The sequence below is a fragment of the Ornithinibacillus jepli genome (assembly GCF_047228935.1).
Classification (GTDB): domain Bacteria; phylum Bacillota; class Bacilli; order Bacillales; family Amphibacillaceae; genus Ornithinibacillus.
The window spans coordinates 476,860-497,081 of record NZ_JBFEGG010000003.1; the positions used below are offsets into that span (position 1 = coordinate 476,860).

22 protein-coding genes and 1 riboswitch are annotated in these 20,222 nt (G+C 34.3%); of the genes, 18 read left to right on the forward strand and 4 right to left on the reverse strand.

All coding sequences use genetic code 11. The features are described 5' to 3' along the window. Positions 1-226: 226 nt before the first annotated feature. Positions 227-709 carry a CBO0543 family protein gene (locus tag AB1K81_RS14085; protein ID WP_412977288.1) on the reverse strand — a complete coding sequence of 161 codons (483 nt, stop codon included), beginning with the start codon at positions 707-709 and terminating at the stop codon, positions 227-229. 107 nt (positions 710-816) lie between these two features. On the opposite strand from AB1K81_RS14085, the gene AB1K81_RS14090 reads away from it, so the two are divergent. The 4 genes from AB1K81_RS14090 to AB1K81_RS14105 all read left to right on the forward strand — a co-directional run bounded on the left by AB1K81_RS14090 (position 817) and on the right by AB1K81_RS14105 (position 3,563). Continuing rightward, positions 817-1,362, forward strand: a complete 546-nt coding sequence (locus tag AB1K81_RS14090; protein WP_412977289.1) for a redoxin domain-containing protein — start codon at positions 817-819, stop codon at positions 1,360-1,362. A gap of 138 nt (positions 1,363-1,500) precedes the next feature. Beyond that, positions 1,501-2,019: a sigma-70 family RNA polymerase sigma factor gene (locus tag AB1K81_RS14095; RefSeq protein ID WP_412977290.1), complete on the forward strand. Its 519-nt coding sequence runs from the start codon at positions 1,501-1,503 to the stop codon at positions 2,017-2,019. Beyond that, positions 2,016-2,771 carry a hypothetical protein gene (locus AB1K81_RS14100; protein WP_412977291.1) on the forward strand — a complete coding sequence of 252 codons (756 nt, stop codon included), beginning with the start codon at positions 2,016-2,018 and terminating at the stop codon, positions 2,769-2,771. The genes AB1K81_RS14095 and AB1K81_RS14100 overlap by 4 nt, the downstream gene beginning before the upstream one ends. A 21-nt stretch (positions 2,772-2,792) precedes the next feature. Then, positions 2,793-3,563 carry a phosphotransferase family protein gene (locus tag AB1K81_RS14105; protein ID WP_412977292.1) on the forward strand — a complete coding sequence of 257 codons (771 nt, stop codon included), beginning with the start codon at positions 2,793-2,795 and terminating at the stop codon, positions 3,561-3,563. Positions 3,564-3,608: 45 nt separating this feature from the next. Here the strand turns inward: AB1K81_RS14105 and AB1K81_RS14110 are convergent, their stop codons facing one another. Further along, positions 3,609-4,151: a VanZ family protein gene (locus tag AB1K81_RS14110; RefSeq protein WP_412977293.1), complete on the reverse strand. Its 543-nt coding sequence runs from the start codon at positions 4,149-4,151 to the stop codon at positions 3,609-3,611. A gap of 264 nt (positions 4,152-4,415) precedes the next feature. On the opposite strand from AB1K81_RS14110, the gene AB1K81_RS14115 reads away from it, so the two are divergent. The 7 genes from AB1K81_RS14115 to AB1K81_RS14145 all read left to right on the forward strand — a co-directional run bounded on the left by AB1K81_RS14115 (position 4,416) and on the right by AB1K81_RS14145 (position 8,863). After that, the gene (locus tag AB1K81_RS14115; RefSeq protein WP_412977294.1) at positions 4,416-4,775 is read left to right on the forward strand and encodes an arsenate reductase family protein; all 360 of its coding nucleotides are present in this window, start codon (positions 4,416-4,418) and stop codon (positions 4,773-4,775) included. A 68-nt stretch (positions 4,776-4,843) separates the two neighbouring features. Next, entirely contained in the window at positions 4,844-5,227 is a 384-nt protein-coding gene (gcvH, locus tag AB1K81_RS14120; protein WP_412977295.1) for a glycine cleavage system protein GcvH, read from the forward strand. Positions 5,228-5,344: 117 nt separating this feature from the next. Continuing rightward, positions 5,345-5,701, forward strand: a complete 357-nt coding sequence (locus tag AB1K81_RS14125; protein WP_412977296.1) for a toprim domain-containing protein — start codon at positions 5,345-5,347, stop codon at positions 5,699-5,701. Between the two features lie 19 nt (positions 5,702-5,720). Beyond that, a complete protein-coding gene (locus AB1K81_RS14130; protein WP_412977297.1) occupies positions 5,721-6,038 on the forward strand; it encodes a thioredoxin family protein in 318 nt (105 codons plus the stop codon). Positions 6,039-6,119: 81 nt separating this feature from the next. Further along, positions 6,120-6,232, forward strand: a riboswitch (SAM riboswitch). Positions 6,233-6,335: 103 nt separating this feature from the next. Then, positions 6,336-7,358 carry a methionine ABC transporter ATP-binding protein gene (locus tag AB1K81_RS14135; RefSeq protein WP_412977298.1) on the forward strand — a complete coding sequence of 341 codons (1,023 nt, stop codon included), beginning with the start codon at positions 6,336-6,338 and terminating at the stop codon, positions 7,356-7,358. Next, on the forward strand, positions 7,351-8,019 hold the full coding sequence (locus tag AB1K81_RS14140) for a methionine ABC transporter permease (RefSeq protein WP_412977299.1): 669 nt from the start codon (positions 7,351-7,353) through the stop codon (positions 8,017-8,019). Before AB1K81_RS14135 ends, AB1K81_RS14140 begins: the two co-directional genes overlap by 8 nt. A gap of 28 nt (positions 8,020-8,047) precedes the next feature. After that, entirely contained in the window at positions 8,048-8,863 is an 816-nt protein-coding gene (locus AB1K81_RS14145) for a MetQ/NlpA family ABC transporter substrate-binding protein (protein ID WP_412977300.1), read from the forward strand. Between the two features lie 124 nt (positions 8,864-8,987). Here AB1K81_RS14145 and blaI read toward each other — a convergent pair whose 3' ends face one another. Together blaI and AB1K81_RS14155 are read right to left on the reverse strand one after the other, a co-directional pair. Further along, positions 8,988-9,383 (reverse strand): penicillinase repressor BlaI, encoded by a 396-nt coding sequence (blaI, locus tag AB1K81_RS14150; RefSeq protein WP_412977301.1) that lies wholly within the window; start codon positions 9,381-9,383, stop codon positions 8,988-8,990. Positions 9,384-9,418: 35 nt separating this feature from the next. Beyond that, positions 9,419-11,197 carry a BlaR1 family beta-lactam sensor/signal transducer gene (locus tag AB1K81_RS14155; RefSeq protein ID WP_412977384.1) on the reverse strand — a complete coding sequence of 593 codons (1,779 nt, stop codon included), beginning with the start codon at positions 11,195-11,197 and terminating at the stop codon, positions 9,419-9,421. A 200-nt stretch (positions 11,198-11,397) separates the two neighbouring features. Here AB1K81_RS14155 and AB1K81_RS14160 point away from each other — a divergent pair, with 200 nt between their 5' ends. The 7 genes from AB1K81_RS14160 to sufU all read left to right on the forward strand — a co-directional run bounded on the left by AB1K81_RS14160 (position 11,398) and on the right by sufU (position 20,197). After that, the gene (locus AB1K81_RS14160; RefSeq protein ID WP_412977385.1) at positions 11,398-13,410 is read left to right on the forward strand and encodes a penicillin-binding transpeptidase domain-containing protein; all 2,013 of its coding nucleotides are present in this window, start codon (positions 11,398-11,400) and stop codon (positions 13,408-13,410) included. An 18-nt stretch (positions 13,411-13,428) separates the two neighbouring features. Beyond that, a complete protein-coding gene (locus AB1K81_RS14165) occupies positions 13,429-15,489 on the forward strand; it encodes a peptidoglycan D,D-transpeptidase FtsI family protein (protein WP_412977302.1) in 2,061 nt (686 codons plus the stop codon). Positions 15,490-15,753: 264 nt separating this feature from the next. Further along, positions 15,754-15,924, forward strand: a complete 171-nt coding sequence (locus tag AB1K81_RS14170; RefSeq protein ID WP_412977303.1) for a YuzK family famiily protein — start codon at positions 15,754-15,756, stop codon at positions 15,922-15,924. A gap of 521 nt (positions 15,925-16,445) precedes the next feature. Beyond that, entirely contained in the window at positions 16,446-17,231 is a 786-nt protein-coding gene (sufC, locus tag AB1K81_RS14175) for a Fe-S cluster assembly ATPase SufC (protein WP_412977304.1), read from the forward strand. Positions 17,232-17,248: 17 nt separating this feature from the next. Next, entirely contained in the window at positions 17,249-18,556 is a 1,308-nt protein-coding gene (gene sufD / locus AB1K81_RS14180; protein ID WP_412977305.1) for a Fe-S cluster assembly protein SufD, read from the forward strand. Continuing rightward, positions 18,556-19,776, forward strand: coding sequence for a cysteine desulfurase (locus tag AB1K81_RS14185; RefSeq protein ID WP_412977306.1), 1,221 nt, complete (start codon positions 18,556-18,558; stop codon positions 19,774-19,776). Before sufD ends, AB1K81_RS14185 begins: the two co-directional genes overlap by 1 nt. Further along, positions 19,766-20,197 (forward strand): Fe-S cluster assembly sulfur transfer protein SufU, encoded by a 432-nt coding sequence (gene sufU, locus AB1K81_RS14190; RefSeq protein ID WP_412977307.1) that lies wholly within the window; start codon positions 19,766-19,768, stop codon positions 20,195-20,197. The genes AB1K81_RS14185 and sufU overlap by 11 nt, the downstream gene beginning before the upstream one ends. Positions 20,198-20,222 lie beyond the last annotated feature (25 nt).

The window sequence follows — 20,222 nt, forward strand, 5'->3', positions numbered from 1 at the left end:
TATAAATTAAAGTTTAACTAATATTGTAAAGTACTCTAAAAGTGGCTTGAAAGCTACTTTTAGGGTACTTATTTTTTCTATCAAGTAGGAATATTTTATAGTATTGATTTAGTTTAACCTAATCGATTACACAGACTGCTCCAGTATTATGCTAAAATGAAATACAATAAATGTAGGTTATCTTATTTTTTTGAATAATATGTTAGTATTAAAGATAAGTATAAGACTAGTTGTTTTCATGTCTTTTAAAATACCATTTATGGTAAATATGTGATAAATAATAAGTTAGCCATACTGTAATGAAGCTGTAATACCAAGTCCATTTTTTGTAATTTATTAAATTTGTGTACTTTACTGCTAATGCCTCAAACACTGTAATAATGGACGTGTGTAATAGGTAGTAAAGTATTTTGATAATGTTAGACCTTTCTAAAGGGTAATACAAATTAAATAGTGTACATAAACCTGGATAAACAAAATATTCAAATGTGAAGCTTGTTTTATTCGCGTGTTTAAAGAACATGCGGTTAGGGTAGGAGATGAATTTTTTCTCGACTACAAGTAAACCAAATAGCCAAGTAATAAATTGTTTAAAGAAAAAGGAAGTATGAGCTTCTCGTATTTTATCTCTAGGTATAAATTTGATCAATAATATGGTAACGATAATCCAAGAGGATATTTCGATTCGTTTATCTAATTTTTTTTTCAAATTACTTTCACCTCTATTATTAGTTGAGTAATTTTCTATGTTTTGGGATTAGTATTCGTTGTGTAGTAAAAAAAATGTATGTATTGATTTTTTAAAGAACAAAGTGTATGGGGGAGAGAATCATAAAGAAAATCATCCTTAGAATAGTTTGGAGTTTAATATTTTTATGTTTAGTTTTCATTTTAGTTAAAAACTTAACGCTATTGACAACTTCTAAGAGTAGTATTCCTTTTCCTGAACTAGATAATGTACCTGACTTTACTTTAAATACTTTAGATGGTAAAGAAGTTGCATTAAGCAATTATAAAGGGAATGGAATGATGATTAATTTCTGGGCAAGCTGGTGTAGTCCTTGTAAAAAGGAGATGCCAGCAATAGAGAATGTATACAACTCATTTAAGGAAAAAGGATTTGAAGTATTAGCAATCAATCTAGGGGAAAAAGAAGAAAGGATAGTTGATTTCTTAGAAAAGTATCCTTTAAGTTTCCCGATACTTCTAGATGATGATATTGTTAGTACGGATTATATGGTTCACTCTTTACCTACTTCCTATTTTGTGGAACCTGATGGCTCACTTAATAAAATTCATATAGGAGAGCTAAGTGAGGAAGAACTTTACAAGATTGTAAGTGAACTACTTACAACGGATTAACTATCGCTTGAAAAATATGAATGAGGTCCTATAAATAGATGGATCCTCATTCATATTTTTTATATAATTTTAAAGCCAAATGACTAGAATAAAAGTCTAATAAATATAAAGAAAAGTTCGAAGGGGGGTATTTAGTATTTGGTGGAACTCGTGAAAAAAGCACAAAAAGGTAGTAAACAAGCATTTTTAAGCCTGTTTCAAAAGTATGAAGAAGATATTTATAGGATGGCCTTTGTCTATGTGAAAAATCAAAATGATGCACTCGATGTAGTACAGGAAACGGCTTATCGTTCTTTCTCGACGATAAAAAAATTGAAAGAGCCTAAATACTTTAAAACATGGATAATTAAAATCGCTATTAACTGCTCCTTAGACTTACTAAAGAAAAAGCGAAAAGATCTTCAGTTGAAATATGAGTTCGAGGAATACATAGCAGTTGAAATTAGGGAAGATGTTGAATTAGAAATAACGTTACATGACTTAATGGAGAATTTAGATGAAATGGAGAAAAGTGTAATCCTATTAAGATTTTACGAGGACCTTACCTTTAAAGAAATCGCAGAGACTCTCGATATTCCATTAGGTTCCGCTAAAACCATTCTTTATAGGGCTTTGGAAAAGCTTCGGGAAAAGATAAGGGTAGGTGATGACTTTTGAGTAATAAAATTAAACAAGAATTAAATAAAATTATGATTCCGAAAGAGTTAAGTGAGAGAAGCGCACTAGGAATTAATCAAGTGAAAGCAAAGACATTGTATATTATATTTTTTATTATCCTTTTTATTGTAAGTCTTTATCTTTTTAAATATATGTATAAATTTGTAATTAACTATATTATAACGTGGAGAGATTATTCGATTGATATTTTGATGATATTATTTTATCTCATAGTTTTTATACCTTTAACAGCTTTTTTTGCTGAAAAACTTGCTTCATTAGCAGCACGTAAGGGATTAGGAAAGGATAAGAACTTTAAGATTTTTATTGTTTCAGTAATTATTATTCCAATTCTTCTATTCTCTTTTTATAATTATAATGATTATAGAGAAAAGAGCTTAAACGAAGTAATTCGTATTAATACCAACAAAGTGGATTACATAATTATTAACGATAAATTGATGTCAGATAATAAAGAGTATGTAGAAGAATTAAATGAATTCTTAAGCCAGTATCGCGTGGAAAAGATGAAAGATCATGAGTGGAATAGTGATGTTTCAAAGGAAAGAGGCTTTAAACTTACTATTTATTCGAATGATAAACCGTTTATGGCCAATATTTATGAAAATCGCTTAAACTATCTTAATAGTGGAGAGTATTATAAAGTGTTAAATGGACCAATCGATATGGAATGGGTAGAAGAAATGTATGAGAAGCTAGAAAAAATAGAACGTCCTGATAGACCAAAGTAATAGATTGAGTGGTGGGGGAAAATGGATCAGCATTTAAAAATTAGGATAACCGAATTTATAGGGAAAATTAAAAGCATTGAGCTCTTAGCTGAACAAGGATGTACTTCTCAAGTACAGAAAGTAATTTCGGAAAAGAATATTTATATTTTAAAAAGTTCATTTAAAGAAAAGTATAGAGAGTGGTTAAGGAACGAGGCAGCTGTATTGCAAAAGTTATCTTGTCAAACCCATATACTTGTACCAAAATATTACGGATTTATGGAAGAAGCAGCTAGCAGTCACTTAATTATGTCATTCGAACCAGGTACAACATTAACGACTGCATTAAAAGGGGCTGATAATCTAACAGAAAAGAAGGCGTTAGTTAAAAGTTTTGGACAAATGTTGCAGACACTTCACGAAGTGGAACTGATAGATACATTCCAATCTCCTAGTGATTGGTTAGCTGGACAATTGGAGAAAGCAAGAGAATATTTAGAGATGGGGGAGGCTGAAGGAGATGCAGAGCTTTTAGAAAAACTAAAAGTAACGAAACCTCAACCTGTCAAACAGACTATCATTCATGGTGATTGTACAACCGATAATGTACTTGTTGTAGATGGTAAAGTAAAGTTGTTTATCGATGTGGCCGGTATGACTATTGGTGACCCTCGTTATGATGAAGCATTAGCAATCGGCAGATTTATTGATGATGCAGAGCTAATAAACTCCTTTTATGAAGGATATACACGATATAAGGTCTCAAAGGAAGAGTATACATATTTTGATGAAGGGTTATATGAGTTTTTTTAATCTAATAGTAAGCAGAAAAAGCTTGGAACAGATTTCAAGCTTTTTCTAATGTCTATTATGTGGAAATAGTTTTTTTATTACTAATCCAATCAAATAACCAATTAGCACACCTATAGTATTCAACATAAGATCATCTACATCAAAACTTCTAGCAATGACCTCATTGATTGACAAGATTAATTGCATCACTTCAATAAATAGAGTACTACCAAATCCGATTAGTATCATGGTGAAAAAGGATACCCGTTCCATTAAAATCAATGCAAAAATCCCTATGGGAACAAAAACCACGACATTGCCAAACAAGTTAATTATTTGTAGCAATGTATCACCTTGAAAATTTATGTACAAATTAATTGTTTTAAATGGAACTAGATTAATAGAAACATTGTTAGTTAATATTGGAGTAGATGGGTATAGTGTTAAATATAGGATTGTCTCTACATAGGCGATTAATAATATTATCGTTATCTCCCGTATGTATTGATCTTTAATAAAATGACGTTTACGATAAATTAACCGTAGAGGCACGTAAATCATTAAAGTAATAGCTATCAGCAAAATGGGAATATCGTTTATATATTTCATTAGCTCTCCTTAAAAAATTCATTCATTAAGAATAGTATAGCAGTAATTTTACTCATTTTAATAGATAACCCGAACAATCTTATTATTCACGCGAAGTTTTCACAATTTGACACAAAGTTCCATGGTTTTTACCTGAAGTTTTCACAAATTGACCCGAAGTTATCAAAGTTTTAAATAGAGGTAGCTCTTCTTCTATCAAATCCATTACCCTTATATTTCCTATTAATTCATGATAAAATATACGTAGAAAAAGGAGGGGTAATGATGGCATTAACTTTTTATTGGTATCCAAACTGTGGAACTTGTAAAAATGCGAAGAAATGGTTTGATGAGCATAACGTTGAGTATGAAAGCATACATATTGTGGAAGAAACGCCTTCCAAGGAAGAGCTATTAAAACTTATTGAAAAAAGCGAACTTCCTGCTAAAAAATTCTTTAATACAAGCGGTAAAAAGTATCGCGAATTAAATATAAAAGACAAAATAAAAAATGCTACCACGGAAGAAATGGCAGAGATTTTAGCTACTGATGGTATGTTAATTAAACGACCAATTGCAACAGATGGCAAGAGAGTCACCGTTGGTTTTAAAGAAGATGAGTTCCAAACTATTTGGGTGGATTAATAAATACTAGCGTAAAAGTATGTTAGGTTGTATAGTTAATGTACAACCAATTATTCGGAGGGATTGTAATGAGCTTACCAAACGACTTATTATATTCAAAAGAACATGAATGGGTAAAAAAGGAAGGTAACACAGTACGTGTTGGTATAACTGATTTTGCTCAAGATGAATTAGGAGATATTGTATTCGTTGAGCTGCCAGAGGTTGGAGATGAAATTAAAGTTGATGAACCATTTGGTAGTGTAGAGTCTGTCAAAACAGTATCTGAGTTATATGCGCCAATTAGTGGGAAAATTGTCGAAGTGAATACAGAATTAGAAGACAGCCCTGAGCTAGTAAACGAATCTCCATACGAAGGTGCGTGGATGATTATTATCGAACCTAGTGATGAGTCTGAACTTGATAATCTATTATCTCCAGAAGCATATAAAGAATTAATTGAGCAAGACTAATTTCATATAAATCAAATACTGACTTTTTTCCTTTATGGAAAAGAGTCAGTTTCACTTTCAAAGATATCAAGCTCCTGCTATTCTTTCTAGCTTTTTATAATGTGAGGGGGATCTATCATGATTTCACAACAATCTGAACGTGTTATCATTGTTGAAGGTTTAACTGACAAAAGGCAACTCGAGAAAGTTATTGATGATCAAATTACGATTATTTGTACGAATGGAACGTTTGATATAGAAAGATTTGATGAAATGTTAGAAACTTATCAATTGGATGAGAAAGATGTTTATATCTTTGTTGATGAAGATCAATCCGGAATGAAGCTGCGTAAACGGTTATCGTTAGAGCTACCACATGCAGAGCATATTTACGTAAGTAGTGAGTACCGAGAAGTAGCAGCGACACCAGAACGAATTTTGGCAATGCTTTTACTTGGTAAGCATATTGCGGTTCATCCTCATTATTTAGTATAGCTTACAAGTAGGTGATGATTTGAGAAAGATTTCTCACGAAATACTCGAAGAACACGAATTTTTACTTTACATTTATACTCCATTTTGTGGTACATGTCATGTAGCGAGAACAATGCTAGATAAAATAGAATCGGTACATAATGAGACTATTTTCTATGAAATGAATGCTTCTCTTTTTCCTGATTTTATGCAAGAAAATAAAATAGAGAGTGTTCCCTGTCTGGTTATAAAAAAGGAAAATGAATTGAAAGAAAAAATATACGCATTCAAGTCAATTGCGAATATTTATAGCTATCTTTTAAAATATGAACCTGGGTTATTTTACGATAAAAAATAAAAAAATATAGTTTTTTATGTTGACACATTTCTGTACTGGTGATATAGTAATTTCTATCGGAAAAATGAATGATAAATTTATCTCTTATCCAGAGCGGTGGAGGGAAAGGCCCTACGAAACCGCGGCAACCTTCAAACTTCGTGTTTGAAAAAGGTGCCAAGTCCTACAAAGCATCATGCTTTGAAAGATGAGAGAACGTTAGGATTTAATATTGCTTAATATTACGTCTTTCTGTTCTCTTGCAGAAAGGCGTTTTTTATTTGTTTTTGCACATTATAAAAAGAGGAGGGATATTGCATGATATCAATAAAGGATTTAACAAAAATATTTCGCTTCGATCAGAAAGAAATAACAGCAGTAGATAAATTAAACTTAACAATTGAAGATGGAGAAATATTTGGTGTTATAGGATATAGTGGTGCGGGAAAAAGTACATTCATACGTTTATTGAATCGATTAGAAGAGCCTACTTCAGGAAAGGTCGCGATACAGAATAAAGATATTACTGCGATGAATAAGAAGGAGCTTCGAATAGCAAGACAGGATATTGGGATGATATTCCAACATTTTAACTTGCTTTGGTCTCGAACAGTCAGTGAAAATATCGCATTTCCTCTTGAAATTGCAGGGGTACCTGCTAATGAAAGAGAAGTACGAGTTAAAGAACTGATCGAACTAGTTGGTTTAAATGGAAGGGAAAGTGCCTATCCGGCTCAACTAAGTGGTGGTCAGAAACAAAGAGTAGGAATTGCTAGAGCTCTTGCTAACAATCCGAAAGTGTTACTATGTGATGAGGCTACGTCTGCTTTGGATCCAGAAACAACCGATTCCATATTGGATTTACTAGTTGATATCAACGAACGTTTAAAATTAACAATTATTTTAATTACACATGAAATGCATGTAATTAAAAAAATCTGTAATCGAGTTGCTGTTATGGAAAATGGGAAAATTGTGGAACAAGGTGATGTAATAGATGTTTTCTTAAAACCAAAACAACCTGTTACAAAGAAATTTGTAGAGCAGGTTATGGGGGACCCGGATGGTGATTTTGATCAGCTCTTAAAGGTTTATCCAGGTGGAGAAGTGGTCAAGTTACACTTCGTCGGGGAGTCCGCTAACCAAGCATTAATTAGCAAATTATCAAAGGCGTTTGACGTTGAAGTGAATATCCTTCAAGGGAAAATAACACAAACGAAGCTTGGTGCATATGGAACAATCGTCGTCCAACTTATTGGAAGCGAAAATGAGATTAAAAGTACCCTTCAATATATTGCCGAAAAAACCTCGGTAGAAGCGGAGGTTTTAACAAATGCTTAATGAATTATTTCCTAATGTTGTGATAGAAGATTTACTTGTAGCAACGGGAGAGACTTTTTATATGACACTACTTGCGTTAGTAGGAACAGTCATTATTGGAGTATTGCTAGGACTTTTACTTTACTTAACATCTAATGGTGGTCTTTGGGAAAATAAAATATTGAACTTTATCGTAGCAACTATCGTGAATGTTTTTCGTGCGATTCCTTTCATTATATTAATTCTACTTTTAATTCCTTTTACGAATTTCTTGATAGGAACGATAAGAGGTCCAAACGCTGCACTACCTGCATTAATAGTTGGTTCTGCGCCATTTTATGCAAGATTAGTTGAAATAGGTTTACGTGAAGTAAACAAAGGAGTAGTAGAGGCTGCCGAATCCATGGGTGCCAAAACGAAAACGATTATTTTTAAAGTGTTACTTCCAGAATCCATGCCTGCATTAGTTTCTGGCATAACCGTAACAGCCATTGCATTAATTGGGTATACAGCAGTTGCTGGTGTTATTGGAGCAGGCGGTCTAGGAGATTTTGCTTACTACCACGGATTTGTACGACGAGACTTTGATGTCGTGTTTGTATGTACGGTATTAATTATTATTATTGTGTTCATATTCCAATTCATTGGTGATTTTATTACTAATAAATTGGATAAAAGATAAAAATAAAAAACAAAAGGGAGATTACAAAATGAAGAAATTATTATTTGTTTTATCTATTTTACTTATTGCGTTATTAGCTGCTTGTGGAAATGATGAGGATGTTATTAAAATTGGTGCGACAAGTACACCGCATGCCGAAGTGCTAGAAAAAGCTAAGCCAATATTGGAAGAAGAAGGTATAAAAATAGAAATTGAAGAGTATTCCGATTATAACCTATTGAATGTTGATTTAAATGAAGGAACTATTGATGCTAACTATTTTCAACATATTCCGTTTTTTGAAAATGATATAAATGACCCAGAAAAAGGATATGATCTTGTTAATTTAGGTGGTATTCATATCGAGCCAATGGGAGTGTACTCAAAAAATATTGCAAGTTTAGATGAAATTCCAGAAGGAACTGAGGTTATTATTAGCCGAAATGATCCAGACCATTATCGCATTCTTCAATTATTTGAAGCACAAGGATTAATTAAAATTTCAGATGATGTTGACACAGCTCATCCTAGCCAAGATGATATTATTGAAAACCCATTAAATCTACAGTTCTTATTTGGAGAAGTGAACGCAGAATTTTTAATTGAAGCGTATAATAATGAGCAAGATGCATTAGTAGCGATTAATACAAACTATGCAATAGAAGCAGGATTATCGCCTTTAGAGGATGCATTATTTATTGAAGGTGAAGAATCTGATTATGTAAATATTATTGCTGCACGTGCAGAAGATAAAGAAAATGAAGATTTAAAGAGACTAGTTGAAGTATTACAGTCTGAAGAAATTCAAGACTTTATTGTTGAAAATTATAATGGTGCAGTAGTGCCTGTAGGTGGTAATAACTAATTTTGAGTAAGGCCAATAAATGTTTATACATTTATTGGCTTCATTTATTTTTTCTTTGATATGTGTAGAAATAAAAAGACCAATTCCCAATTGGAAATTTGGTCATTTACCTAGAAGTATCTTTTCATTGCTTAGATGACTGCTTCTTTTCCTTTTTATCTAACATACTTCTCAATTCGTTAATTTCCTCTTCTGTTAAGGAATCCTCTTTAATGAATTGGACCAACATGGATTTTAGTGTGCCTCCATAGATTCTTTTAATAAAAGATTGAGCTTCTGCTCGTTGGCATTCATCTTGTGAATAGAGCGGATAAAAAGTATATATTTTTTGGTCTTTATTTACACCGACAACCTTTTTATGGACGAGACGATCTAACAGTGTACGAATTGTTTTAGGCTTCCAATCGGTTTGATCCTGTAAAGATAAAATAACTTCATTTGCTGTTTGAGGACTATTTTTCCAAAGTGTAAGCATTACTTCCCATTCCGCTTCAGAGATACTTGGTACATTATTTGACATATATAATCTCCTCCTTATAGAGCTTTGCAACTGTCTTATTTGTAAATGCCAAAATCGTTTAAGATGGATAACGTAATATCTGCCGCCTTACTTCCAAAGGTACTGTGATCTCGTTGAATATTTGTTGCGAAAAAGTAGGTGTTATTTTTTGTTTCGACAAATCCTATAAACCAACCATTAATATCTTTGCCGTTTACATTTCCAGTACCTGTTTTTCCATAGAGTGAAGCTTCTCCTTTTTCCTCTAATTTTATTGCAGATTTAACGGTTTGTATATTCCCCTCATTAAATCCAAATCGGTTGTAATAAAAGGCATCCAATAATTTGACCTGTTCTACAGGTGATATCTTTAAGGATGACTCCAACCAGTAAGGTTCGTTATCACTAGACAGATTTTGATTACCATAATTTATGCGTTCGATAAATGCTTGAATGGTATTGATTGGGACTTCACTATCAATAGTTTGGAAGTACCAATTAACTGAGTTTGCCATTGCAGTTGACAAATCTTGATCCTGATTCCAAGCATCATAACTATACTTGGTACCATCCCATTCGATAAACGTATTATCTGAGGATATGACATTCGTTTCCAGACCTAACAAAGCACTATAAATCTTATATGTAGAATCTGGAGATATTCTTGTAGTACTTAATTCTTTATTATAAATTTTATATTGTTTCGCTTGACTATCATATAAAACAAAGCTTCCATTATACCCTGTGAAATAATCCTTTAAATCAATATACTCAGTTCGGTTGTTTTCAAAATGATAATGGCTTTCATCTGCGGTCATGGCAGAAATAAATGGTATCTGACTTAAAACGAGTGCTCCAACTAATAAAAATATGACTATACTTTTCAGTTGCAATATTGTTGGTTCGGCCTTAAAGGATGCAATTTTTTCAATACGTTTTTTTAGTTGCTTTTTAGAGCCATTCAGTTCCGTTACGAATTTTATAGACTTTTGCTTGGAAGAAATGTCTATAAAATGTAGAATGGTTTTTCCATAATCTAAGTATTGTACATGGTTCACCGATTTTAATACAGCTATATCACAAGCTATTTCCCTGTCTAATCTCATCTCTCTAAATGCATACCAAACAAGGGGGTTAAACCAATAAAGAATTTGAAAAAATACAATACAGTAATTGGAAACAATGTCTTTACATTTATAATGGTTCAGCTCATGTAAAAAAATATGGTAAATATCTTCCTTAGTAAGATATTTATCAAAATGAGATGGTAACACGACATAAGTCTTGAATAGTCCAAAAGTCATCGGAGATTTTATGAGCGAGGATTCTCCAACAATCAAATGCTCCGAAATATTTAATACTTGCTTGGATTGCTCAAATATTTTTATATATTCTTTGTTGTTTAAAACAGAGACACTCCGTTTTATTTTCCTTAAATGAAACCATGCTATAGACACTAGTATAGTTGAAACAAATATTCCAACTATCCATATACTCCCGATTAACATATTTAAGGTCTCCGAAGTTCTACGGTTAACAGAAATTGTAAAATCCTTTATCCAATTTTGATTCCCTTGTAAAAGCTCATCCCCAGAATTTATGGGAGTCGTACTTATTTCCTCATGATAATCCCAATCTAATGAAATAAAATTCTCACTAAAGTTAATAACATGACTTGGGATAAATGGTAGTAGCATCGCGATTAACAAGAGAAACCAAATATTGTATTGCCATTTTGCTGATAATTGGTTTCGGAAAACTTTTTTAATGCACATTATGATGGCTATGGTAAAGGAAGAAACGATGAAGCATATGGTAAGTTGAGTAAGGAACATAGCACCCGTCTCCATTTCTTGAGATTTCATTTGTAATACATAAATAGTAGCACTTCGTTCAAGCATTATCAATCTCATTCTAATATTTAAGATTTAATGATTATTAAGAAAGCAATTGACTTTTTCAGATTACGCTTGTAGTATAATACTACGAATGTAATCTGAAATTATTTGACTATGAGAAGGAGATAGATGACGTGATGAAGAATATGATTGTTTTTATACTAATTGGACTAATTGTAACAACTATTACGGGATGTTCTGAGGATGAAAATCCTGAAGATATATTCACTGCATATCTCTCTAGTTGGGAGGAAATGGATTTTGAAGCTATGTATGGATATCTCTCTCAGCAATCAATTGAAGCTATAGATAAACAGAACTTTATAGAACGATATGAAAATATCTATTCTGGAATGAGAGTAAGTAGTTTACAAGTCAAGAGTTTGAAAGAGAAGAAGGAAAAGGAGTCGCAAGATCAGGATTCGATTACTTTGGACTATCAGGTAAGCATGGAAACATTAGCAGGTCCAATAGAATTTACCAACCAAGCAACATTAGTGAAAGAGGAAAATGATGCCGGAAAAGGCTGGTATATTGATTGGGGACCATCACTTATTTTTCCATCTATGGAAGAGGGTGAACAAGTATCTGTACAAATTTTAAAAGCATCACGAGGTGAAATTAGAGACAGGCATGGAAGTGGTTTAGCTATTAATGCTAAGGCAAATGTTATTGGTATTGTACCTAATAAACTTGGAGAAAATCCAGAAGAATCTAAGAGAAGACTAGCTAAATTACTTGAGGTCTCTGTTGAGGAGATTGATGGAAAACTAAACGATTCCTGGGTGAAGCCCGAATTATTTGTCCCTATTCGTACACTTCCAATAGGAGAGCAAGATTTACAGGAATATGTAACAATTCCTGGTGTAGCCATTCAAGAAAAAATTGTAAGAACATACCCTTTTGGAGAATCAGCTGCACATTTGACTGGTTATGTACGTGAAATTAACGCAGAACAGCTTTCGGAACTTCGAGATGATGGCTATGCGGTTGGGGATTTATTAGGGCAGATGGGTCTCGAAGCTATTTTTGAGGAGAAGTTACGCGGAAAAAATGGAGGACATATTTTTATTAAGAATCCTGATGGGACCTTCAAAGAAACATTAGCTAAATTGGACCCAGTACATGGTGAGAACATACAATTGACAATTGATGCGATTTTACAGGAGGAAATATATAAGCAACTGGCTGAAGATGCAGGAACTGCAGTAGCTCTTAATCCTAATACTGGTTCAGTCTTATCGTTAGTCAGCACACCTTCATTCGATCCGAATGCATTTGTTCGGGGGCTAACGGAAGAACGTTGGGAGGAGTGGAGCAATGACCCAGACAGTCCTTTTTTAAATCGTTTTACAAACCGTTATACACCAGGGTCGGTATTTAAGTCCATTACAGCTGCAATTGGCTTAAAAACAGGGGTAACCAGCTATGACGAAGTTAGACGAATTGAAGGATTGTATTGGGCAAAGGATGAGTCGTGGGGCGATTATTACATAACACGTGTTCATGAAAAAACATCTGTCGATTTAAAAGATGCCTTTGTTTACTCTGATAATATTTATTTTGCTCAAGAAGCGTTAGAAATGGGAACAGAAGCATTTTTAAAAGAAGCGAATATGTTCGGATTTGATGAGGAAATACAGTTTCCATTTCCTATTACACCTTCTGCCCTTTCCAATGATGGAATCAAAAGTGAGATACAATTGGCGGATACTGCATATGGTCAAGGGGAAGTGATGATGAGCCCAATCCATCTTGCGGCAATATATACGACGTTTTCTAATAATGGAGATTTATTATATCCATTTATTTTAGAAGAAGGTCAGCGACAGGTGTGGAAGAAAAATTTGATAAAACCTGATATCGTTGATCAATTAAATGATTACTTGATACAAGTAGTAGAAGTCCCTGCTGGAACAGCTCATGGTGTGTTTATTCCAGGAATCTCCATTGCGGGTAAAACAGGGACTGCAGAAATAAAATCTAGTAAGGACGATCAAAACGGGACGGAAAATGGATGGTTTATAGGGTTTAATTCTGATAATCCGGAACTTCTTTTAACGATGATGATAGAGGATGTAAAACAAAGAGGTGGAAGTAGTTACACAATCCCTAAAGTAAGAGATATTTTTGAATTCTATAAGCAGTAAGTAAGGGAAGATTTGGGAATGGAAAAGAAAAAACAAACTGTACTACTAACTCGCCTTAATATCCTTTATCTTATTATATTTATCCTATTTTCCGTATTAATTATCCAATTAGGCGTTATTCAAATTTTACATGGAGAGAAATTTCAAGCTGATATAGACCGAACCAATCTGGAAACTATAAAGGTGCAAACTCCTAGAGGTAAAATATATGATAGGAAATTTCGAGTAATGGTAGATAACCAACCAGTTAAGGTAATTACCTACACACCATCCAAAGGTACGATAGCTGAGGAAAGATTACTAGTCGCAAAAAGATTATCGGAATTAATAAATATGGTTCCAAAAGGAGCGGATCCGGAAACGTATTTTGATAAAGAGCTGACAAATCGGGACTTAAGAGAGTATTGGTATCTCTTAAATAAACAAGAAGCGAACAATAGATTATCTGTAAATAAGCGGATTAATTTGGACGATGCAGAGCAATATAATGCCACATTGGAATTGATTACTGAGGAAGAAATAAGTAATTTCACGATAAAAGAGAAGGAAATTATTAAAATCAAAAAAGAATTAGACAAAGCAATGGAATTAACCCGTCAAGTCATCAAAAATGAAGGTGTAACAATGGAAGAATATGCGAAGGTAGCTGAAAACTTAGCGATGCTTCCAGGTGTTAATGTTGAGATAGATTGGAATCGCACATATCCGTTCAATTCTACAATGAAGAGCATACTCGGAACCGTTACATCCTATCAAGAAGGTATACCAGCTGATAAAGAGGATTATTATTTATCACTTGGGTATAGTCTCAATGATCGGATAGGGAAAAGCGGATTAGAACAACAGTATGAATCTGTTTTACGAGGAAGAAAACAACAAATTCAATATAAAACAGATAGACAAGGTAATGTTATTGAGACAGAGATACTCGTAGAAGGGCAACGTGGCAAAGATTTAATCCTAACCATTGATATCGAATTACAGCAGAATGTGGATAGGATTATACAAGAAGAATTAAGAAGAATTATTAAAAAACATCCGCATGAAAATAGGCATATTGATGAGGCATTAGCAGTTGTCATACAACCTAAAACAGGAGAATTATTAGCTGTTTCCGGTCAGCGCTATAATAGAGAAAAGGATACGTTTCAGAATGTGGCATACAAAACTATCTATGATCAACATATTCCAGGCTCAGCAATAAAAGGAGCAACTGTGTTAGCAGGTCTACAATCAGGTGTAATTACACAAGGTGACATGTTTTATGATACACCAATGAAAATTAAAGGGACCCCGGAAAAAAGCTCCTATACGGATAGCACCCTAGGTTGGTTAAATGACATAGATGCACTGAAGGAATCTTCTAATATATATATGTTTTATATTGCATTACGGATGGGTGGAGAATATAACTATCAATATAACAAGCCAGTTACTTTTAATTTTGATGCATTTCAAGAGATGCGTAATTACTTTTATCAATTTGGACTAGGTGTCGAGACAGGAATTGATTTCCCGAATGAGGCAATTGGCTATAAGGGAACGGATCCAGTAGCAGGAAATCTTATGGATTACGCAATTGGACAATATGATACCTATACAACAATGCAGCTTGCACAGTATGTTTCCACAATTGCCAATGATGGATTACGTGTTAAGCCCCACTTTCTAAAAGAAGTTCGGAATCCGACTAGTTCAGAAGAAAAAATTGGGTCTATATTTCAGACTATTAATACTAAGGCACTGAATCGAATTGAAATGGACCAAACAAATATTGAACGTGTTCAAGAAGGATTTCGTCGAGTATTTCAAGAACCGCGTGGAACAGCCTTCTCAGAGTTTCATGATAAGACGTATAATCCGGTTGGAAAGACAGGTACTGCAGAGAATGTGTCTGATGGAGATTATACAGAAAACTTAACCTTAATTAGCTATGCACCAATGGAGAATCCAGAAGTAGCACTTGCTATAGTTGTACCACATACGGGAAAGGGAGAACATGTTAGTGCTAAAATTGGTGAACGAATTATGGATGTGTATTTTGAATTGAATCATAAGGTAATGATAAAGGATGAATAAGAAAGCTTTTAATATACCTAGCTTCCCGCGGGAGCAACTACCAGTTAACATTGTGGATTTGATTAAAATTAAGCAATTGTTAGTATATGCGAGGAATTATCCAAATGTTTATGTAAAGGATATTTATATTTAATAAGAGAGTATATTTGTGGTTAGAAATGATCTAACGGAATCATTTCGAGTTTGGTGTCCTTTCAAGTTTCTTGTAACATTAGAATTGTTAATAAAACGAAAGGATGATTCGCTATTAATAGTGGAATAAAGATGAATTACACTTCCGAAATGGAAAAAGCGATGCAAACATCACACCACATAGGATACGCCGAATACTGCCGTAACTTAGACAAACGACTCGAAGTAGAAAAGAAAAGACAACAAGAATACCACCAATGCAAACAAATGATAGCCGAAATTGATAATACTAATTTAAAATAATGAATAAAAAAACTGAGGATATTCAAATGAGTATCCTCAGTTTTTTAGTTAAGTACGTTATTTTAGAGGATATATTAATGGGTTTAATTCTGAGTGGCCGAATACACGTAGACTCCGGTGGGAGGAATGGCATCGGTGAGACCCCAGTGATGCTCCAGTGTCTGCAAGAATCGCTACGCAGTAGGCTTCCACGGGGTGAGGCTACAAAGAAGTATTTTCAAGTAGTAGCCTGGCTCACCAGCAGGCCGTGGCAAAGAAGACACAGCGAGGTTCTTACGAGCAGATGTTGCACTTGTGCTGTGAAGTGAAAGCGAAGTGTATTCGGGCCACAGGTATGGCCAGAAGACTAAGTGAATCACTATAAATTATAATTAAAACGATTATAAAATGGACAAATTTAAACAACCTAAAAAAGTTGATAATCAATTCGAAATGCTATAAGATTGTAATGAGAATAAATTGAGAATGGATATCATTATTTAACATATCCAAATAAGATAACAATATATGGAGGTATCGATATGGCAGGATCTACATTAGAAATTAAAAATCTTCATGTTTCGATTGAAGGTAAAGAAATATTAAAAGGCGTTGATTTAACAATTAAGGGCGGCGAATTCCATGCAATCATGGGTCCAAACGGAACAGGTAAATCAACATTAGCTTCTGCAATTATGGGACATCCAAAGTATGAAATTACTGAAGGAGAAGTTCTATTAAATGGAGAAGACGTACTAGAAATGGAAGTAGATGAGCGTGCACGTGCTGGTCTATTCTTAGCTATGCAATATCCTAGTGAAATTAGCGGTGTAACAACTTCTGATTTTTTACGTTCTGCAATTAACGCTCGTCGTGAGGAAGGCGATGAAATTCCTCTAATGAAGTTCATTAAAGATTTAGATAAAGATTTAGATTTCCTAGAAATCGATCAAAGCATGGCAACTAGATATTTAAACGAAGGCTTCTCTGGTGGAGAAAAGAAGCGTAATGAAATTCTACAATTAATGCAAATTAAGCCTGATATTGCAATTCTAGATGAGATTGACTCTGGGTTAGACATCGATGCATTAAAAGTAGTTTCAAAAGGTATAAACAAAATGCGCGGCGAAAACTTCGGTTGCTTAATCATTACACACTACCAACGTCTATTAAATTATATTACTCCAGACTTTGTACACGTTATGATGCAAGGTCGCGTTGTGAAATCTGGTGGTCCTGAATTAGCTCATCGCTTAGAAGCAGAAGGATATGACTGGATTAAAGAGGAATTAGGTATCGAAGACGAAACAGTTGGGCAAAACGCTTAATAGTTAGGAGGGGTAATATGACTGTAGACACAAAGCTACCTTATGATAGAAGTTATATTGAACAGTATTCTAGCGAACGTAATGAGCCTACATGGATGAAAGAATTACGTCTGACTGCGCTAGAACAAGCTGAATCTTTAGAATTACCAAAACCTGATAAGACTAAGATTGGTAATTGGAATTTTACTCGATTTAAGCATGTCGCTACAGGAGAAACAATTTCATCTTTAACAGATTTACCTACCGAAATTCAAGATTTCTTTGATGTAGAAGATTTACCAGAAAATCTTGTAATTCAACGTAACCATACTGTAGCATTTGCTAAATTAAACGAAGAATTAGCTAATAAAGGTGTTATTTTTACTGATATTTTTACAGCGTTGAAAGAACATGAAGATTTAGTAAAACGTTACTATATGAAAGATGCTGTTTCAGTTGATGAACATAAGCTTACAGCTTTACATGCAGCTTTAATGAACGGTGGAATTTTTGTCTATGTTCCAAAGAACGTACAAATTGAACAACCACTTCAAGTGGTATTTTGGCAAGAAGATCCAGAAGTAGCTTTAGTGAACCATGTATTAGTAGTAGCTGATGAAAATAGTGAACTAACTTATGTGGAAAACTATATTTCAAACAATAAAGAGGAAACAACAGTTGCTAATATTGTTACCGAAGTAATTGCACAAGATAATGCAAAAATTTCGTTCGGTGCTGTTGATAACTTTGCTGCTGGTACGACTACCTATATAAACCGTCGTGGTGTTGCATACCGTCACGCTACAATTGACTGGGCTCTTGGTCAAATGAACGATGGAAATACAGTTTCAGAAAATGTTACTCATTTAATTGGAGATGGTTCGGTTTCTAATGCCAATGCAGTAACAGTTGGACGCGGTAAACAAATTCAAAACTTTACTGCAAAAATAGCACAGTGGGGCAAAAATTCTGATGCACAAATTTTACAACGTGGTGTAATGAAAGAAAGTGCAACTTCTATCTTTAATGCAATTGGTAAAATTGAGCATGGTGCATCTGGTGCTAATAACGAGCAAACCTCACGTGTACTCATGTTAAGTGAGAAAGCTCGTGGAGATGCTAATCCTATCTTACTTATTGATGAAGATGATGTAACTGCGGGTCACGCAGCTTCTGTAGGGCGTGTTGATCCAATGCAACTTTATTACCTAATGAGTCGTGGTATTACGCAAGAAGAGGCAGAGCGTTTAATCATTCATGGATTCCTTGATCCAGTGGTTTCTCAGTTACCAATTGAAGCGGTTCAGAAGCAATTGAAACAAGTAATTGAAAGGAAAGTTAACTAATGGATGTAAAAGCCATCAGGCAAATGTTTCCGATTCTTGATCAGGAAGTCAATGGTCATCCGTTAGTTTATTTGGATTCTTCTGCGACATCTCAAAAGCCAATTTCCGTAATTGAAGCTGTAGAGAACTACTATCGTTTTGATAATGCTAACGTTCATCGGGGTGTTCATACACTTGGTTCACGTGCTACTGATCAATATGAAGGTGCACGTGAAAAGGTTCGCAGATTCATTAATGCTAAAAGTACAGGAGAAATTATCTTTAATCGTGGTACAACAACAGGAATTAATTCAGTTGCATTAAGCTACGCACGAGCAAATTTAAAGCCAGGTAATGAAATTTTAATTACACCAATGGAGCATCATAGTAATATTATTCCTTGGCAACAGGCAGCAAAAGCTACTGGTGCAACATTAAAATATGTACCCCTACAAGAGGATGGGACAGTAAATCTCGAGGATTACAAGAAGCTAGTTACTGATAATACAAAGATTGTAGCGATTGCACATGTTTCAAACGTATTGGGAACAATAAACCCAGTGAAAGAAATAGCAAAAATTGCCCATAGCAAAGGTGCTATACTTCTTGTAGATGGAGCACAAGGTGTTCCTCATATGAAGGTTGATGTACAAGACCTAGACTGTGACTTTTATGCTTTTTCTGGACATAAGATGCTTGCTCCAACAGGTATCGGTGTTCTTTACGGGAAAAGGGAATTACTCGAAAATATGGAGCCGGTTGAATTTGGTGGCGAAATGATCGATTTTGTTGATTTACAAGATTCAACATGGAAAGAGCTACCATGGAAATTCGAAGGTGGTACACCTATAATTGGTGGTGCAATTGGTCTAGCTGCTGCGATAGACTTCTTAGAAGAAGTTGGAATGGATAACATTCTAGAACATGAACAAAAATTAGCAGACTATGTGATGGACCGTTTACGTACTGTTGAAGGCATTAAAATATATGGACCAGAACATAGAGCTGCTCTTGTAACATTTAATCTAGGAGATGTTCATCCACATGATGTCGCTACCGCTTTAGATTCCTTTGGTATTGCAGTTCGTGCTGGTCATCATTGTGCACAGCCATTAATGAAATGGTTAAATGTTACAGCTACTGCAAGAGCTAGTTTCTACTTATATAATACGGAAGACGATGTAGAAAAATTAGTAGACGGACTCTTGAAGACGAAGGAGTTTTTCGGTCATGTCTTTTAATAACTTGGAAACACTTTACAGACAAGTCATCATGGATCACTATAAAAATCCTCGAAATCGTGGCGAACTTGAAGGTGACGCACTTACAGTGGATATGAATAATCCTACTTGCGGAGATCGAATTCAACTTCAATTACAAGTAGAAGATGGGATCGTCCAAGATGCGAAGTTTCAAGGAGAAGGATGTTCTATCAGCATGTCATCTGCCTCTATGATGACTCAAGCAATAAAAGGAAAGAAAGTTTCCGATGCATTACAAATGTCTAAGCTCTTTTCTGAGATGATGCTTGGGGAAGAATTTGATTCGGATTTAGATTTAGGAGATGCACAAGCACTAAGTGGTGTATCACAATTCCCAGCCCGAATTAAATGTGCGACCTTAGCTTGGAAAGCAATGGAAAAGGGAGTTAATGAGAAATAGTAGTTGAGTACGATACTATAAGGAG

Coding starts and splice junctions, on each gene's coding strand:
- AB1K81_RS14090 (WP_412977289.1), top strand. CDS start 817: ATGGGGGAGAGAATCATAAAGAAAATCATCCTTAGAATAGTTTGGAGT.
- AB1K81_RS14110 (WP_412977293.1), bottom strand. CDS start 4,151: ATGAAATATATAAACGATATTCCCATTTTGCTGATAGCTATTACTTTA.
- AB1K81_RS14160 (WP_412977385.1), top strand. CDS start 11,398: ATGAAGAATATGATTGTTTTTATACTAATTGGACTAATTGTAACAACT.
- AB1K81_RS14165 (WP_412977302.1), top strand. CDS start 13,429: ATGGAAAAGAAAAAACAAACTGTACTACTAACTCGCCTTAATATCCTT.
- sufD (WP_412977305.1), top strand. CDS start 17,249: ATGACTGTAGACACAAAGCTACCTTATGATAGAAGTTATATTGAACAG.
- blaI (WP_412977301.1), bottom strand. CDS start 9,383: ATGTCAAATAATGTACCAAGTATCTCTGAAGCGGAATGGGAAGTAATG.
- AB1K81_RS14125 (WP_412977296.1), top strand. CDS start 5,345: ATGATTTCACAACAATCTGAACGTGTTATCATTGTTGAAGGTTTAACT.
- AB1K81_RS14145 (WP_412977300.1), top strand. CDS start 8,048: ATGAAGAAATTATTATTTGTTTTATCTATTTTACTTATTGCGTTATTA.
- sufU (WP_412977307.1), top strand. CDS start 19,766: ATGTCTTTTAATAACTTGGAAACACTTTACAGACAAGTCATCATGGAT.
- AB1K81_RS14170 (WP_412977303.1), top strand. CDS start 15,754: ATGAATTACACTTCCGAAATGGAAAAAGCGATGCAAACATCACACCAC.
- AB1K81_RS14105 (WP_412977292.1), top strand. CDS start 2,793: ATGGATCAGCATTTAAAAATTAGGATAACCGAATTTATAGGGAAAATT.
- gcvH (WP_412977295.1), top strand. CDS start 4,844: ATGAGCTTACCAAACGACTTATTATATTCAAAAGAACATGAATGGGTA.
- AB1K81_RS14185 (WP_412977306.1), top strand. CDS start 18,556: ATGGATGTAAAAGCCATCAGGCAAATGTTTCCGATTCTTGATCAGGAA.
- AB1K81_RS14140 (WP_412977299.1), top strand. CDS start 7,351: ATGCTTAATGAATTATTTCCTAATGTTGTGATAGAAGATTTACTTGTA.
- AB1K81_RS14155 (WP_412977384.1), bottom strand. CDS start 11,197: ATGTTCCTTACTCAACTTACCATATGCTTCATCGTTTCTTCCTTTACC.
- sufC (WP_412977304.1), top strand. CDS start 16,446: ATGGCAGGATCTACATTAGAAATTAAAAATCTTCATGTTTCGATTGAA.
- AB1K81_RS14115 (WP_412977294.1), top strand. CDS start 4,416: ATGGCATTAACTTTTTATTGGTATCCAAACTGTGGAACTTGTAAAAAT.
- AB1K81_RS14135 (WP_412977298.1), top strand. CDS start 6,336: ATGATATCAATAAAGGATTTAACAAAAATATTTCGCTTCGATCAGAAA.